The 15,289-nt window shown below is 61.2% G+C and carries 19 protein-coding genes; 12 read left to right on the top strand and 7 right to left on the bottom strand.

The annotated features are described in order from the left end of the window. Positions 1 to 16: 16 nt before the first annotated feature. A complete protein-coding gene (locus LY254_RS11705) occupies positions 17 to 1,159 on the bottom strand; it encodes a N2,N2-dimethylguanosine tRNA methyltransferase (protein ID WP_247477332.1) in 1,143 nt (380 codons plus the stop codon). Here LY254_RS11705 and LY254_RS11700 point away from each other — a divergent pair. Both LY254_RS11700 and ilvN read left to right on the top strand, forming a co-directional pair. Further along, positions 1,149 to 2,132, top strand: coding sequence for an alpha/beta fold hydrolase (locus LY254_RS11700; protein ID WP_371820467.1), 984 nt, complete (start codon positions 1,149 to 1,151; stop codon positions 2,130 to 2,132). The genes LY254_RS11705 and LY254_RS11700 overlap by 11 nt on opposite strands. Next, complete coding sequence (gene ilvN / locus LY254_RS11695; protein WP_010315670.1) at positions 2,129 to 2,659, top strand: acetolactate synthase small subunit; 531 nt, start codon at positions 2,129 to 2,131, stop codon at positions 2,657 to 2,659. The genes LY254_RS11700 and ilvN overlap by 4 nt, the downstream gene beginning before the upstream one ends. Here ilvN and LY254_RS11690 read toward each other — a convergent pair. Beyond that, positions 2,656 to 3,357 carry a peptidylprolyl isomerase gene (locus tag LY254_RS11690; protein ID WP_247477331.1) on the bottom strand — a complete coding sequence of 234 codons (702 nt, stop codon included), beginning with the start codon at positions 3,355 to 3,357 and terminating at the stop codon, positions 2,656 to 2,658. The two genes, ilvN and LY254_RS11690, sit on opposite strands and share 4 nt — an antisense overlap. Positions 3,358 to 3,360: 3 nt before the next feature. Then, positions 3,361 to 3,927 carry a photosystem I assembly protein Ycf4 gene (locus tag LY254_RS11685; protein ID WP_247477329.1) on the bottom strand — a complete coding sequence of 189 codons (567 nt, stop codon included), beginning with the start codon at positions 3,925 to 3,927 and terminating at the stop codon, positions 3,361 to 3,363. A gap of 183 nt (positions 3,928 to 4,110) precedes the next feature. Between LY254_RS11685 and psbD the strand changes: the two genes are divergently transcribed. From psbD to LY254_RS11635, 10 genes are all read left to right on the top strand, one after another. Further along, a complete protein-coding gene (psbD, locus tag LY254_RS11680; protein ID WP_185186856.1) occupies positions 4,111 to 5,166 on the top strand; it encodes a photosystem II D2 protein (photosystem q(a) protein) in 1,056 nt (351 codons plus the stop codon). Beyond that, a complete protein-coding gene (psbC, locus tag LY254_RS11675) occupies positions 5,150 to 6,538 on the top strand; it encodes a photosystem II reaction center protein CP43 (RefSeq protein ID WP_029626170.1) in 1,389 nt (462 codons plus the stop codon). The genes psbD and psbC overlap by 17 nt, the downstream gene beginning before the upstream one ends. Before the next feature lie 116 nt (positions 6,539 to 6,654). Next, positions 6,655 to 7,014, top strand: a complete 360-nt coding sequence (locus tag LY254_RS11670; protein WP_247477315.1) for a nucleotidyltransferase family protein — start codon at positions 6,655 to 6,657, stop codon at positions 7,012 to 7,014. Then, the gene (locus LY254_RS11665) at positions 7,011 to 7,409 is read left to right on the top strand and encodes a HEPN domain-containing protein (RefSeq protein ID WP_247477313.1); all 399 of its coding nucleotides are present in this window, start codon (positions 7,011 to 7,013) and stop codon (positions 7,407 to 7,409) included. Before LY254_RS11670 ends, LY254_RS11665 begins: the two co-directional genes overlap by 4 nt. Before the next feature lie 75 nt (positions 7,410 to 7,484). Beyond that, positions 7,485 to 8,150, top strand: coding sequence for a hypothetical protein (locus tag LY254_RS11660; RefSeq protein ID WP_247477311.1), 666 nt, complete (start codon positions 7,485 to 7,487; stop codon positions 8,148 to 8,150). Then, positions 8,147 to 8,950, top strand: coding sequence for an MlaD family protein (locus LY254_RS11655; protein WP_247477309.1), 804 nt, complete (start codon positions 8,147 to 8,149; stop codon positions 8,948 to 8,950). The genes LY254_RS11660 and LY254_RS11655 overlap by 4 nt, the downstream gene beginning before the upstream one ends. Positions 8,951 to 9,333: 383 nt before the next feature. Beyond that, complete coding sequence (locus LY254_RS11650) at positions 9,334 to 10,767, top strand: autotransporter outer membrane beta-barrel domain-containing protein (protein ID WP_247477307.1); 1,434 nt, start codon at positions 9,334 to 9,336, stop codon at positions 10,765 to 10,767. A 342-nt stretch (positions 10,768 to 11,109) separates the two neighbouring features. Continuing rightward, positions 11,110 to 11,292 carry a hypothetical protein gene (locus LY254_RS11645; RefSeq protein ID WP_247477304.1) on the top strand — a complete coding sequence of 61 codons (183 nt, stop codon included), beginning with the start codon at positions 11,110 to 11,112 and terminating at the stop codon, positions 11,290 to 11,292. A gap of 66 nt (positions 11,293 to 11,358) precedes the next feature. Then, positions 11,359 to 11,529 carry a hypothetical protein gene (locus LY254_RS11640; RefSeq protein ID WP_247477302.1) on the top strand — a complete coding sequence of 57 codons (171 nt, stop codon included), beginning with the start codon at positions 11,359 to 11,361 and terminating at the stop codon, positions 11,527 to 11,529. Positions 11,530 to 11,780: 251 nt separating this feature from the next. Beyond that, positions 11,781 to 13,427: an autotransporter outer membrane beta-barrel domain-containing protein gene (locus LY254_RS11635; RefSeq protein WP_247477299.1), complete on the top strand. Its 1,647-nt coding sequence runs from the start codon at positions 11,781 to 11,783 to the stop codon at positions 13,425 to 13,427. Between the two features lie 32 nt (positions 13,428 to 13,459). Here LY254_RS11635 and LY254_RS11630 read toward each other — a convergent pair whose 3' ends face one another. From LY254_RS11630 to LY254_RS11615, 4 genes are all read right to left on the bottom strand, one after another. Continuing rightward, positions 13,460 to 13,891 carry a lysozyme inhibitor LprI family protein gene (locus tag LY254_RS11630; protein WP_247477298.1) on the bottom strand — a complete coding sequence of 144 codons (432 nt, stop codon included), beginning with the start codon at positions 13,889 to 13,891 and terminating at the stop codon, positions 13,460 to 13,462. A gap of 71 nt (positions 13,892 to 13,962) precedes the next feature. Further along, complete coding sequence (locus tag LY254_RS11625; RefSeq protein ID WP_247477296.1) at positions 13,963 to 14,310, bottom strand: hypothetical protein; 348 nt, start codon at positions 14,308 to 14,310, stop codon at positions 13,963 to 13,965. A 67-nt stretch (positions 14,311 to 14,377) separates the two neighbouring features. Continuing rightward, a complete protein-coding gene (locus LY254_RS11620) occupies positions 14,378 to 14,695 on the bottom strand; it encodes a hypothetical protein (protein ID WP_247477294.1) in 318 nt (105 codons plus the stop codon). A gap of 20 nt (positions 14,696 to 14,715) precedes the next feature. Continuing rightward, positions 14,716 to 15,276, bottom strand: coding sequence for a nucleoside triphosphate pyrophosphatase (locus LY254_RS11615; RefSeq protein WP_247479905.1), 561 nt, complete (start codon positions 15,274 to 15,276; stop codon positions 14,716 to 14,718). Between the last annotated feature and the right edge of the window lie 13 nt (positions 15,277 to 15,289).

Raw genomic sequence — 15,289 nt, 5'->3', positions numbered from 1 at the left:
ACCCAAGCCGTAACAGCTACCTATTTAGCGCAGAAGCCAGCTCCACCACGCGTCTGAAGGGCGCATTGCAGCGGAACTGAGCAGACATCACCCCGGAGCGCTTGGCCTCATAGCCCTCCGAGCGCAGGCCGTCGATCAAGGCATCCAAGCGGGGCGGGCCGCCCCCCAGACGTTTGGCCAGCACATCCAGCGGCCAACACGACACCGGCAAACCGTCGTCAGCGCGCAGCCCCTCCAATAGACGGCGGCTCGCCGGAGCCAGGCTCTGCTGGGGCAGGGCCTGGGACTCCTCAAGCAGCTCCTGCAGAACCAGCGGGTCCTGCAGGGGGCCCAGCCAGAGGGGCCCCGAAATTGCCAGGGGAGCGGCCGAGTCATCACCGCAGGCGCAGGCCGGCCATCGGCGCAGCCGCAGCAGGCTCTGTTGGGACTGCTCCGCACAGCGATGGCAGTAGGCCCAGAGCCCCAACTGCTCCTCCTCCCGAGGCTGGGGGCGACGCAACAACTGAACGGCCGTCCGGAAGGTGCGGCCCTCACTAAAGGAGAACAGGGGCCGGATGCCCCGGCCGAGGGCCCAGGCGGCCTTGGCCACCACCGCCAACTGAAGGCGGAGGGCCAGCTCCCAGCTGGAGGGATGGGCCCGCGCTGCAGCCCCCAGGGAGCGGATCGCCGCGGGGCGGTCATGGCCTGTCGGAGAGCGACCGTCGGTGCTGGCCAGGTAGAGAACACCCCCGAACTCCAGGGCCTCTAGCGCCAAGGGAACCAGGGCTGTGGGGCAGCCAAAGGCGTCCAGGTCGAGCAGATCGAAACGCCGCTGCTGCATCAAGCAATCGGCCAGCAGGTGCTGGGCCGTGCGGGCACTGATCTCCAGACGACGGTCCCCCAGGGGCTGGAGGTTCTCCTGCAGCAGGGGCAGGCGATCCCCGTCGGCATCGTTCGCCCAGACCTCCTGGGCCCGCCCCTCCAGGCCATAACGCAGGGCGCGAATGCCGCAGCCGGCCATGGCATCAAGCACCCGCCCGGGCCGCTCCCGGGTCAGCCACCGGCTCAGCAGGACTCCCGCATCCCGGGAGGGACGGGATTGCGGCCGAAAAAAGCCCGGCCCCAGCACCAGTTGCGCGGCCCCTTCGCAATAGTGAGCTGGGCTAGCCGTGTCGGCCACTGTGACTGCGCCACCGCGATTGAATCTCCAGCCTGCCTCTGCGGGGGTGCACTGGGGTGAGCACGGGACCTGGCACTGGCAAGGCCACGCCTGCCATTGGCGCGTCGTCGGCGAGCGGAGCGCACCTGCGCTGGTCTTGATCCATGGCTTTGGTGCCGCCAGTGGCCACTGGCGCCACAACGCCGCCGCCTTCGCGCAGGCCGGCTGGTGCGTCTATGCCATCGACCTCGTGGGCTTTGGCGACTCCAGTCAGCCGCGGCACCGTCGCCATCGCCCCCTGGACAACAGGCTTTGGGCGCGGCAACTCCAGGGCTTTCTGGAGCAGGTCGTCCAGGGACCGGCAGTCCTGGTGGGCAACTCCCTGGGGAGCCTGGTGGCCGTGACCTGCGCCGTCTTTTTTCCCACCTGGGTGCAGGGAGTCGTGGCGGCCCCGCTGCCCGATCCCACGCTGCTGATGCCCCTGCGGCGGCGGCGGCCCCGCTGGCGCCGGGCCTGGAAGCGCCGGCTGGTGATCGTCCTCTGCCGGATCCTGCCGCTGGAGCTACTGGTCCCCCTGATCGCACGAACACCGCTGCTGGATCTCGGGCTGCGCAGCGCCTATCAGGACCTGGGGGCGGTGGACGGCGAACTGCGGCGGCTGATCGCCCGGCCGGCCCTGCGTCCCCAGGCGGCCCAGGCCCTGCGGGCGATGAGCATCGGCATGGCCCTGCGCCCCCGCGAAGCCACCGCCGCCCCACTGCTGCAACGGATGCAGCAACCACTGCTGGTGCTCTGGGGCAGCCAGGACCGCCTGGTCCCAGCCCAGATCAGCCGGCAACTGCAGCCCCACAAGAGCGATCTCCAGCTCCAGCTGCTTCAGGAGCTGGGGCACTGTCCCCACGACGAACACCCTGAACTGTTCAACAGGGTGGTGACCACCTGGCTGGCACGTAACTTGGGGAGCGGTCAGCCACGCGAACAGCCCTGGGCATGAAGCACACCCTCTCGGTGCTGGTGGAAGACGAATCCGGTGCCCTCAGCCGCATCGCTGGTCTGTTCGCCCGTCGCGGCTTCAACATCGAAAGCCTGGCCGTCGGCCCGGCCGAGAAGCGCGGCCACTCCCGTCTGACGATGGTCGTGGACGGTGACGCCCAAACCCTCGAGCAGCTCACCAAACAGCTGGACAAGCTGGTGAACGTGCTGGCGGTCACCGACCTCACCCCGATCCCTTCGGTGGAGCGGGAACTGATGCTGATCAAGGTCTCGGCACCGCCGGAAAACCGCGCCGCCATCCTCGATCTGGTGCAGGTTTTCCGCGCCAAGGTTGTCGACGTGGCCGACAGCGCTCTGGTCATCGAAGTCGTGGGGGACCCCGGCAAGCTCGTGGCCATCGAGAACGTCCTCGAGAGCTACGGAATCCTGGAGATTGCCCGCACGGGCCGCATCGCTCTGGAGCGCGCCTCCGGAGTGAATACGGCCTACCTGAAGGTCACCAGCCTGGACAAGCGGGTTCCCGCCTAATTGGCGTCGCGCACCAGCGTTCCGCCCTCTAGGACGCTGGCGCTGATCAACTTGTCGCCCTGGTTGATCTGATCGACGACATCCATCCCCTTGGTCACCCGGCCAAAGACGGCATAGCGACCGTCGAGCTCAGGCAGGGCCCGCAGGGCGATGTAGAACTGCGCGCTGGCTGAGTTGGGATCACTGGAGCGGGCCATCGCCAGGGAGCCGCGCTCATGGGGCAGCTTCAGACGCTGCTGCTGGGTTGGACTGGTCACAATCTCCCCGTAACGGGGGCCGGATTCACCCTCAAACAGCAGTTCCAGGGGGATGAAGCGCGGCTGGCCGCTGGAGGGGTCGATGAAGCTGCCGGTTCCCAGAGCCGAGACAGGGGTTTCGGGCTTGGAGCTCTGGGGGTCGCCGCCCTGAACGACAAAGGGAATCGGCTCTTTGACCACCCGGTGGAAGACGGTGCCGTTGTAGGCGCCGCGGCGGACCAGATCGACAAAGTTGCCAGCGGTCAGGGGGGCCTCCGCCCCGTCCAGGCTCAGCTGAACAACACCCTTGCTGGTTTTGAGCTCGACCAGGGCCTTGCCCTGCAGGCAGGGGACTCCCGCTGTTCCGCAGCCGTAGCTCGCCGTCGGCGAGGGGGCGGCGCAGGCCACCAGTCCAAAGGGACTAAGGACCAGCAAGAGGGCGAGAAGAAGGGAGCGCACCATCGCTCAGACGCCCTCCAGGGGAACCCCAAGGAAGCGGGCCAGCTCAGCACCGCCGCGCTCCAACTCCGCCAGCGGCATCGGCTCACCGACGGTGGTCAGGGGCAGATCACGGCGACCCTGAACGCGCAGGGCCAGACGACGACGTGGATTGAGGCCGTCGCGCACGTCCACCTTGACCGCCTGGATCTCCTTGAGGGGAGTGCTGACACTGATCAACTCGCGGAAGCCGCGGCGGGTGACCGTCAGCTGACCACTCTTTTTATTGAAGCTGTTGCTGCCGGCGCCCACATCAATGGCAATCACGGCCCAGAGATAGGAGGAGAGCAGGGCGGCGGCGATGCCGTAGAGACCCATGACCAGTCCCTGGGGAACCCAGGAGAGGGCAGCAGGGTGTCCGATCGGCAGCAGATCCTTGCCCAGGTAGCTCGAGGCGCTGGTCAGGAGAAAACCCAGTCCCCCAGTGCTGACCACAGCGGCCACCAACACATTGGAGAGACGGCGGGAGCCCACCACCGCCTGCTCGAGCAGATCAGAGGAGGGTGCAGCCTTGGCGGCGGAGGCCGATGCCATGCAGGGCAGGATCCGAGGGCCTGCCATCTTCGCTCCCCCACGCGCCCCTCTGGGGAGGACTAGGCATTAGTACTTAAAAACGCAATGGTGACGTGGCGTGTCAGGCCGTCAAAACCCGTCTCGCAGCGCCAATGAACGTTGTTACCATCGCCCGGTAACCCACAGCTCGCGGTTTTCCCACCCATGACGATCGCTGTAGGGCGCGCGCCGCAGCGGGGATGGTTCGACGTCCTCGATGACTGGCTCAAGCGCGACCGCTTCGTTTTTGTCGGGTGGTCGGGTCTGCTCCTGTTCCCCACTGCCTATCTGGCACTGGGTGGCTGGCTGACCGGCACCACCTTTGTCACCTCCTGGTACACCCACGGCATTGCCAGCTCCTATCTGGAGGGCTGCAACTTCCTCACCGCTGCGGTGAGCAGCCCGGCTGATGCCATGGGCCACTCTCTCCTTCTGCTCTGGGGCCCAGAAGCCCAGGGCGATTTCGTGCGCTGGTGCCAGCTCGGCGGCCTGTGGACCTTCGTGGCCCTGCACGGCGCCTTCTCCCTGATCGGCTTCATGCTGCGTCAGTTCGAGATTGCCCGTCTGGTCGGCATTCGTCCCTACAACGCCATCGCCTTCTCCGGCCCGATTGCGGTGTTCGTCAGTGTTTTCCTGATGTACCCCCTCGGCCAGAGCAGCTGGTTCTTCGCTCCGAGCTTCGGCGTGGCAGCGATCTTCCGCTTCCTGCTGTTCCTCCAGGGCTTCCACAACTGGACCCTGAACCCCTTCCACATGATGGGCGTGGCCGGCATCCTCGGCGGCGCTCTGCTGTGCGCCATCCACGGCGCCACGGTGGAGAACACGCTGTTTGAGGACAGCGAGCAGGCCAACACCTTCAAGGCGTTTGAGCCCACACAGGAAGAAGAGACCTATTCGATGGTCACCGCCAACCGCTTCTGGAGCCAGATCTTCGGGATCGCGTTCTCCAACAAGCGCTGGCTGCACTTCTTCATGCTGTTCGTGCCCGTCATGGGCCTCTGGACCAGCTCCATCGGCATCATTGGCCTGGCCCTCAACCTGCGTGCCTACGACTTCGTGTCGCAGGAGATCCGCGCTGCTGAGGACCCCGAGTTCGAGACCTTCTACACGAAGAACATTCTTCTGAACGAAGGCCTGCGCGCCTGGATGGCCCCCGCGGACCAACCGCACGAAAACTTCGTCTTCCCTGAAGAGGTTCTGCCCCGTGGTAACGCTCTCTAATCCTTCTCTCTCCGGGATCGGCGGGAAGGACCTCGACTCCACCGGCTATGCCTGGTGGTCGGGTAACGCCCGTCTGATCAACCTCTCTGGTCGCCTTCTCGGCGCCCACGTCGCCCACGCAGGCCTGATGGTCTTCTGGGCCGGCGCCATGATGCTGTTCGAGGTGAGCCACTTCACCTTCGACAAGCCCATGTACGAGCAGGGCCTGATCCTGTTCCCCCACGTCGCCACCCTTGGCTACGGCGTTGGGCCTGGCGGTGAAGTTGTGGATGTCTATCCCTTCTTCGTCGTTGGTGTTCTGCACCTGATCAGCTCCGCCGTGCTCGGCCTCGGCGGCCTGTACCACGCCCTGCGTGGTCCCGAAATCCTGGAGAACTACTCCGCGTTCTTCTCCCAGGACTGGCGGGATAAGAACCAGATGACCAACATCATTGGTTATCACCTGATTCTTCTGGGCGTCGGCGCTCTGCTGCTGGTCTTCAAGGCCATGTTCTTCGGCGGCGTCTACGACACCTGGGCCCCTGGTGGTGGCGACGTTCGCCTGATCACCAACCCCACCCTGGATCCCGGTGTGATCTTCGGCTACCTCTTCCGCGCTCCCTTTGGCGGTGAGGGCTGGATCATCGGTGTGAACTCCATGGAGGACATCATCGGTGGCCACATCTGGCTGGGTCTGACCCTGATCTTCGGTGGCATCTGGCACGTGGTCACCAAGCCCTTCGGCTGGGTGCGTCGCGCCTTCATCTGGAACGGTGAGGCCTACCTGAGCTACAGCCTTGGCGCCCTGAGCTTCATGAGCTTCATCGCCTCGGCCTACATCTGGTTCAACAACACCGCCTACCCCTCGGAGTTCTACGGCCCGACCAACGCCGAAGCCTCCCAGGCCCAGAGCTTCACCTTCCTGGTGCGTGACCAACGCCTCGGAGCCAACATCGGCTCCGCCATGGGTCCCACCGGTCTGGGTAAGTACCTGATGCGCTCCCCCACCGGCGAGATCATCTTCGGTGGTGAGACCATGCGCTTCTGGGACTTCCGTGGTCCTTGGCTGGAGCCCCTGCGTGGCCCCAACGGCCTGAGCCTCGACAAGCTCCAGAACGACATTCAGCCCTGGCAAGTGCGCCGCGCGGCTGAGTACATGACCCACGCCCCCAACGCGTCTCTGAACTCTGTGGGCGGCATCATCACCGAGCCCAACTCGGTGAACTTCGTGAACCTCCGTCAGTGGTTGGCTGCGACTCAGTTCGTTCTCGCCTTCTTCTTCCTGGTGGGTCACCTCTGGCACGCCGGCCGCGCCCGCGCTGCTGCTGCTGGCTTCGAGAAGGGCATCGACCGTCAGGCCGAGCCCACCCTGGCCATGCCTGACCTCGACTGATTCCTCTCAGCGATCGTCCCTCAGCCCTCGCCCATCGGCGGGGGCTTTTTTTGTGGCCTTTGTGGACAGGACGGGCTCAGCCAGCAAAAGACTGAAGTCCTGCATATTCTTGAACCATGGTCGAAGCAGCCTCCACCGCCGCCAAAGTTGCGCTAATTCGCGAACGAAAGCGAACAGAACGGTTAGCTCAACTTCGCTCGAACGCTGAAGCTGTTGTCAGCCAGTGTCCAGGCTCCAGCCTCTGGCTGTTTGGATCACTGGCTCGCGGCGACTGGGACGCCTACTCCGACGTGGACATGCTGGCCGTCGCTGGGGACCAGGCAACAGCTGATCAACTGGCAGAGGCTGTTCTCGCCATTGGCATGGCCGATGACGCCTTGGCACTCAGCACAACGGACTGGCTCCAACAGTCACAAAGTCAGGACCCGTACTGGCGGGCCATTGCCAAAGACGCCCTTTGCCTGGCAAAAGGATGAGCCAACGACAACAGGCTTGGCTGCGGCAAGCCAAGAGTGACTTCGAAGTTGGAGAACTCACTCAGTCACAGGGTTTCCACAGCCAGGCTTGCTATCACTACAGCCAAGCGGCGGAGAAAGCCCTTAAGGGACTGCTGATTTCCCTGGGGACACTGCCCCCTTACAGCCATTCTCTGGATCGCTTAGCTGAAGCGATTCGCGAGCAAGGTGTCGATACCGTCTGGATTGATTCACTGCGCCTCAAGGCCTTGAGTCGGATGAATAGTGAGACCCGATATCCAAGAGACGATGAGGCTCCCATCGACCGGTTCGATGCCAACGACTCCGGGATGGCACAAGAGGCCTCCAAGGCCGTCTTGCAATTTGTCGAGTCCGCTTTGGTTGATGCGAGTTAAGCGTTGGTGCTTTGTGGCACTGTTTATCGGCTGAGCGATCAGCCGTAGACGATCAGGCACGCATCGGCAACCTGGGTGGAGCCATTGAGCGCTCTGGTGCAAAGCCAGCTCACGAGTGATCGAATCTGGCGGGTGCTGAACACCGCCGAGCGCAACGGTCAACGTTGCGGCGGTCCCGTGCTGCTCTCGGGGCTGGTGGTTGGCGCCGGCATCGTTGAGCTGAGTGCCGGTCCCCTTGGGCAGAACAGTCGCTTCAGCTTGGAGCTGCTGACCTTGCTGGTGCTGCAGTTGGTCGGACCGCTGCTGGTCTCCCTGTTGGCGATGGCGCTGATGATGCCGAACTGGCTGGATCGCGTCGAACGCCACGGCTCCAGGGCCTGGCTAATCAGCGTCCCGGCCTCGGCACTGCTCGCCGCGGTTCTGCTGGTGCTGTTTTTGATCTCCTCGCTCTGCGCGGGAGCGTTGACCACGCCCCGCAGTGACCTGATTGGTGAAGCGCAGGCGCTGCTCAGCGGTGTTGACTTGCAGGATGTCCTGCGGGCCATGCTGCGCTGCTCGTTCTTCCTGGCCGGCATCTGCGCCTGGAGTCAATGGCGGGGCTACCAGGAACTCAAACGCCAACGCCATCCGGCCTTGATGGTCAGCAATCTCTTGATCGAGGGACTGATGGTTCTCTTTGCCCTCAAGCTGCTCTGGATCACGGTGCTCGATCCCATCCGTCTGCAGGCGAGCTCCCTATGACGATGCCGAATCCACCGACGCGGAGTCACGAGAAACTCCTCTTTCTTGGCTCTGGTGTGCTGCTACTAGGAGCCTTGATCATTGGCTTGGCGCGTGAGCAGCGCTGGGGCCAACGCTTTTTGAACCTGCGCTTGGTGGCGGCCAATGCCAACGGCATCAGGCCTGGCCAGGCGGTTCAGATCTCAGGCATGCAGGTCGGTCAGGTGCGCTCCCTGGAGATGCTGCCCAACGCCAAGGTGCAGGTGAAGTTTCAAATTGACGAGCGATTTGCGCCGTTGGTGGGACCACGCAGCAAGGCCAGCCAAGGGCAGCAAGGTCTTGTCGGGGAGCACTTCCTGGTGGTCAGTCCGGATCCGCAGCCCTGGCCGGTGAGCCTGGAGAAGCACGGCATGCGCGACACGACCCTGCCCTATGAGCAACCGCCCGCCATCAGCAGCCTGATGGTGGATCTGCATCAAACCCAGAAGGCCCTGCAGGCCACCTTGAACAACACCACCAAACTCACGGCAGAGGATGTTCCCGACACCCTGCGCGAGATCCGCAAAACCCTCGGGAGCGTCGACAACCTCAGCGGCGTAGTGCAACGGGAAACCGCAGCGACAGCACCCACCCTGCGCAAAACGCTCACGCAAATCAGCGCTACCGGTGCCAGTGCCGAGGCCACCTCCAATCGTGCTCAGCAGGTGCTGGAGCAAACCCAGCCGATCCTGGTGAACACCTTGAAGGAGCTTCAGGAACTCAGCAGGATCAGCCGGAAACTGCTGCAGCTTCTGACGGGGGCGACAGGAATCACAGACTGATTTTCGTCTCAATTGAGAGCGCGGGAACTAAGCGGAAGATTCCTCGCACGCCGGTAGCATGAGCCAATATTTGTATGCCCCGGCGAGAATTCATGCGGCGAACCTCCCTGGTTGCACGAGCGATACATATTGCAGCCACCATATTCGCCACCCAAGGGGTAGGGACTGTCTCTTTTGCTAGCGATGCGACGGTAAATGGAATCAAATACCAGATAAGCCCTTTAATCACTTCATATCAAAGTAGTGGCGCCTTACTTCAGTCTCAACCCTGGTGGAACGACCTTGGGAGCGCACAGCAATTCCTAGGCCAAGCAAGCACTTTCTGCTTGTATGGGTATTGCAGCATGTCGTACCAGTACGCCTATAGTGCTAGCGGCACTAGCGTGAGCTTTGTCGACAGACTTGGCAACTGGACCGAGCCTGATGTCTTAAGCACCTCTTACGCAATAGCCGTACCATTGCCCTCCAGCACTGTATCAACAGTCGCGAGCAATTCGACCATATCACTAACAACCACATCCGGCGTTTCAAAAAATGCAGGCGCGACCGCTGGAGGGAAACTAACCGCCATTGCCAATACTGCAAATCCCACTTCGTCAACCTTTGGCGACCTGATAGCCGTGACGAACTCCCTGTGGCGCTTAGGAAGTGCGTCGGCCATTGACGCTGCATGGGAGCAACTGACCGCTGAGCCCTACGCCAGCAACCTCTCCGTCGGCCTGGAATCGATGAATCGGTTCAGGAAGAACGCTCTGGCAATTGCTCTTGCTGACAACAAGATCTCCTACACAAAAACCGAAAAGGTCAAAGTTTGTGTTGATGAGAATGGAAATGCAATGACGGCAAGCGCCAAAGACCAAGAAGCATCAAAAGAGTCAGCCAGCTGCAAAACGGCCAAGGTCAAGAAGAAACTCCCCTGGTCTCTTGTCATCGACGGCACCAACACACAGGCCAGCCTCAGGGGAACAGAGGACCTTGGCTCGCTTGACTACAACATCTTCCAGTCCACCTATGGCGTCGAATACGCACTGAGCGATCAGTTCAGCATTGGCGGAGTTTTTGGCTACGGACAGAACAATCTCTACAACTACGAATTTGCCGATACACGGGTTAATAGTGATACCTACTCGGGCGGCCTCTACGGCTTGTACAAGCCATCTGAACCAGCAACCATTGCCCTGCTTGGCGGTTACTCGCGCTTCAACAGCGATTCACGCAGGCCAATCCAGTTCGGCACGATCAATCGTCTTGCAGAAGCGGACTGGAATTCCAACGGCTACACCGTTGCGTTAACAGGTGAATACGCCTTCACTCTCTCAAAAGTCACTGACTCAGCGGACCCCAAGCAAAAAGAGAAAGAACGCCGTAACGCCATCCTTCTCAAGCCCAATGCCTTGGTTTCCTTCGCTGGGTACTCCCAAGGGCTCATTGAGGAATCAGGTGCACAGTCCCTCAACCTCAAGCTCAATCCACACACAGCCACATCGGTGATCTTTGGTGGTGGTTTGATTCTGCAGGCTCCCATAGTTGTCTCCTCTGAAAGTCGACTCATCCCGAGGCTTGGTGTTGGCTATCGCTACGACGTCAATGGCAACTCCGACGAAGAGCACGAGGTGACTGGTGGTTTCGTCGATCTGCCAGAAGCAGGTGAAATCGATGTCTACGGCCAGAACCGAGGTAGCAATGACGTCGATGTTTCCCTTGGACTTGAGTATGAAATCAGTTCCAGCACCGCGATCTACAGCAACGTTGCTGGATCCTTTTGGTCTAACGGGAACGAGCTGACCTACGGCGGAGGCTTCCGTTACAGCTGGTGATTGGGTATCAGCTCCCCCACCAGCTCCATCAGACCCCGCAGCGTCTCCCATTGATCCGCTCTAGACGGCGGCGGGCACCAGCACTCCAGGTGGAGCGGTGCGATCCAGGCTCAGCAATGAGTCCGTGCTGGACCGCGTTCAGCGGCTGATCGCAGAGGCGACCAGGGCAGAGCGGTAGCCCTGAGAGTTTGGTTCGAAGCCCTCAGAGACATAAACGCTTGAAATTCCTATCCGGTGCTTTGGCCGCGGCATGGCGTGCAACCCCAGGTCTTGACCTGATCAGCGCCTTTGATGCCGCCAATGGGGTGACGTCGGCCGCCGTTCCCGTTGGAGCCTGAAGCCATGAAAGAGTTCAAGGCTGTTCTTTGGTTTGTTGGCCCATTCGCCCTTTTGACTTGGGGGATTGGTTCGCTGCATCGCGTTGGCTGGCACGTTCATCAGATGTGCATCTACGACAGCTTTAGAGGGAAGGAAGTCATCACATCTAAAGAGCTGCACTCGGTCTGCAGGGAGATGCCGTGGTGAGGGTGGGGCTGCTCGCTCCCTCGATTGCCCTGTCCGTGGCTAATCCATGGTGTAAGCGACAAATCTATGGGCAAGCTGTTCGACCTGGCCGTTGAGGTCTCTAAGGGCGAGATTGTCGGGACGTTGTTCCACGCAGAGAGTGCAGAACAGGCCAGGGCCTTTAGACAGGACCTCTTTCCTGGCTGCAACGTGATGGCCGTCATGCAGGACGGCGAGCCTGGAGCCGAGAACAACTAGAACTCAACCGACCGGAGTGAAGCCCTGAAGCCCCTGGAGCCGATCCCAGCCGTAGATACGCATTACTCGGACATGGCGGTGGGGCCTGTGCTCCACCGATAGCGATGGGATTGAGCTGGAGACTGGCCAGAGGCAATCGACATCCCAGTGGGAGCGGATCCAGCTCGGCAGCTGGCCTGCTGGGGTGGCTCCTCCTCACAGAGGCGCGAGATATTCTGCTGAAGCAACAAAGACCTGTGCAATTTCTTCGAATGAGGCTCCCCGCACTTGCCACTGCGGCGGTGGCGTGTGGCCTTCAGCTTCTGAGTGCACTGCCTGCGAGTTCGGAGATCATCACAGTCAATGGCACTCAATACAAGGTTTTCGCTCTGCCAAGCAGCACTCCTAGCAACCTTTCGAGCGATGAACTGAACAAGATAAAAAGTTCTCCCTGGTGGCGGAAATACCAGCTCAGCATTGATTTCGCTCAGGCATGGAATACAGATGGCACAGTCTTCGCAGATTCAGAGTTTGACAATAATGGGGTCCTTTTTCTTGGCGGTATCAAATCTAAAAACCGTGCCTGGCCCCTTTCTACTGATTCTGCATCTTTTGCCTGGGGATTTCTTGCCCCTGCTCCCAAGCCAACCGATCAACCAGACAATACCAAAGGGGCACTGACTTCCTTGGTGAGTTGCGTGAGCAATGCATCAATCAATCCCGCAACAACAAGAGACTGCGTCACTGTTCTTGCCTCTGTTAATGCATCATCTTGGGAGCAGCTGACAGCTGAGGCCTACGCCAGCAACCTATCGGTTGGCCTTGAATCGATGAACCGATTCAGAAAGAATGCATTGGCCATTGCACTTGCTGACAACAAGATCTCCTATACAAAAACCGAAAAGGTCAAAGTTTGTGTTGACGAGAATGGAAACGCATTGACAGCAAGCACCAAAGACCAAGAGGTTTCAAAAGAGTCAACCAACTGCAAAACCGTAAAGGTCACAAAGAAACTCCCCTGGTCTCTTGTCATCGACGGCACCAACACACAGGCCAGCCTCAGGGGAACAGAGGACCTTGGCTCGCTTGACTACAACATCTTCCAGTCCACCTATGGCGTCGAATACGCACTGAGCGATCAGTTCAGCATTGGCGGAGTTTTTGGCTACGGACAGAACAATCTCTACAACTACGAATTTGCCGATACACGGGTTAATAGTGATACCTACTCGGGCGGCCTCTACGGCTTGTACAAGCCATCTGAACCAGCAACCATTGCCCTGCTTGGCGGTTACTCGCGCTTCAACAGCGATTCACGCAGGCCAATCCAGTTCGGCACGATCAATCGTCTTGCAGAAGCGGACTGGAATTCCAACGGCTACACCGTTGCGTTAACAGGTGAATACGCCTTCACTCTCTCAAAAGTCACTGACTCAGCGGACCCCAAGCAAAAAGAGAAAGAACGCCGTAACGCCATCCTTCTCAAGCCCAATGCCTTGGTTTCCTTCGCTGGGTACTCCCAAGGGCTCATTGAGGAATCAGGTGCACAGTCCCTCAACCTCAAGCTCAATCCACACACAGCCACATCGGTGATCTTTGGTGGTGGTTTGATTCTGCAGGCTCCCATAGTTGTCTCCTCTGAAAGTCGACTCATCCCGAGGCTTGGTGTTGGCTATCGCTACGACGTCAATGGCAACTCCGACGAAGAGCACGAGGTGACTGGTGGTTTCGTCGATCTGCCAGAAGCAGGTGAAATCGATGTCTACGGCCAGAACCGAGGTAGCAATGACGTCGATGTTTCCCTTGGACTTGAGTATGAAATCAGTTCCAGCACCGCGATCTACAGCAACGTTGCTGGATCCTTTTGGTCCAACGGCAACGAGCTGACCTACGGCGGAGGTTTTCGCTACAGCTGGTAGGGCTAGAGAAGACTCGTTACTGGCTAGACCTGTTAATCCAAAGATTGCATCAGGGCATCGGTCATCCGGATCTCGCAGTTGCTAACGAAGATGCCGAAGCCCGTGCCTTGGAAGGCAATCGAGTTCATGTAAACGCAGGCATTGCGGCGGGCCTGCTGAAACGCCGCCAGCTGGTCCTCGGGATCCGCGCTGGTCTTAAAGAAGCCCGTCAGGTTGTCCTTCCAGAGCGTGGGGAACTGACCGCCGGGCATCGCGGCAGCCTCCGTTGCCACCTTCTGCATGGCCAGAGCCAAGTCCCGATCCTTCTGCTCAAGAACCTTGGCGATGCACAGCGATGTCTCCACCGTGCTCATGGTGTGGGCACAGGGATTGGGTTGGGCCGCCACTGGTTGGGTACTCCCCGCCAAAGCAGCCAGTGCGAACAGGGAAACGCAGCAAAAGCGCAGTCGTGGTTGATGGAGCATGACGACTTGTACGGAGCGTTGCAGAAGCCCTGAGGGATGGGGGCCAACACATCGAAGCGCAGGCGCGCGCTTCATTCGAGAACCCGAGCGGGGCCCGTGCAGACCCAGGAGCGATCAATCCCCGTTGCGCTCAGGAACGGACTGTCGCCATAGAACGTCGGCCGGCCGGCGGGCGTCTGACGGCTCTGGACGCGCCAGAGCTGACGCTCGCAACTGACGCTGATGGTCAGGCTCCCCCCATCGCTCTGGGGGATGCGCAGCAAACGCATCCCGTCGTAGAGGCCCAGGGGTTGGGCCTTGAGCTGCTTGAGCAAGACCGCCAGAGCCTGGGGAGGCCTGGGGCTTTGGGCCTGCACCGGCAGCGCCGCCATCCAGCCCGCGCTCAGGAGGGCCAGGCTGAGGCTTAGACGTCGACCCATCAGCCCAGGAGGAATTGCCTGAATTCTGCTGAGACCACGGCGAAGCGCCAGCCTTCGCAACGATCCCTCAGAAGCTCAGGTTGAGGACGTTGTAGCCCTGCGGTCCGGAGGGCTTCTTGAACTCCAGGGGCAACAGCGCATCGTCTGCCACCTCGACGCTGTGGCGGGCCGAGGCGTCCTCCATGTAGGCCTGCTCGGCCATCAGTCCGTGGTCGGCAGTGGGCAGAGCCGTGGAGAGCTGGATCGGCTCCATGGCGTTGGCGTTCAGCGTGAATCCGCTACCAACCAGGAGGCTGCATGCTGCTGCAAGCGCGAAGGTCTTCATGGCCAGGTGTGTGAGGAGGGCCTTGTCTTCGCGATAGCTACGGCCAAAGAAAAATGGCAACAGTGGATTTCGGCAAGGCTTCAGGCCGCGCTCAACCACTGCCGCAGCAAGGGAAGACTCAGGCCAATGACGTTGGAGAAGCAGCCATCCAGGCGCTCCACCAGGCAGCCGCCGCGGCCCTCCAGGGCAAAGCCACCGGCGCACTGCAGCGGTTCACCCGTCGCCACATAGGCCTCGATCTCGGCGTCGCTCAGATCAGCAAAGAGCACCCGAGTCGTCACCGCGGCCACCCGCTCGCCCCCCGCAGGATCCAGAAGGGCATGACCGGTATGCAGCTCCCCCCAGGCGCCGCGCATCCGCCGCCAGCGGCTGATGGCCTCCTGGGGATCCGCGGGTTTGCCAAAGACCTCCCCGTCAAACGCCAGGACCGAATCACAGCCCAGCACCGCCGAGACCTCCCGATCGAGCCCGCTCTCCAGCACCGCCCGCGCCTTCGCCCGGGCCAGGAGCTGCACCAACTGCGCCGGATCGGGGTGGCTGATGGCCTCCTCATCCACCCCGCTGACCTGCACCCGATGGGGGATCGCCGCCTGCTCCAGCAAGCGCCGGCGGGCGGGGGAGGCAGAGGCCAACAGCAGCACGACCGATCCTTGA

It is taken from the genome of Synechococcus sp. NB0720_010, assembly GCF_023078835.1.
Classification (GTDB): Bacteria; Cyanobacteriota; Cyanobacteriia; order PCC-6307; family Cyanobiaceae; genus Vulcanococcus.
Note: the sequence above shows the minus strand (reverse complement) of the source record. Positions and strands in the feature narration are given on the sequence as shown.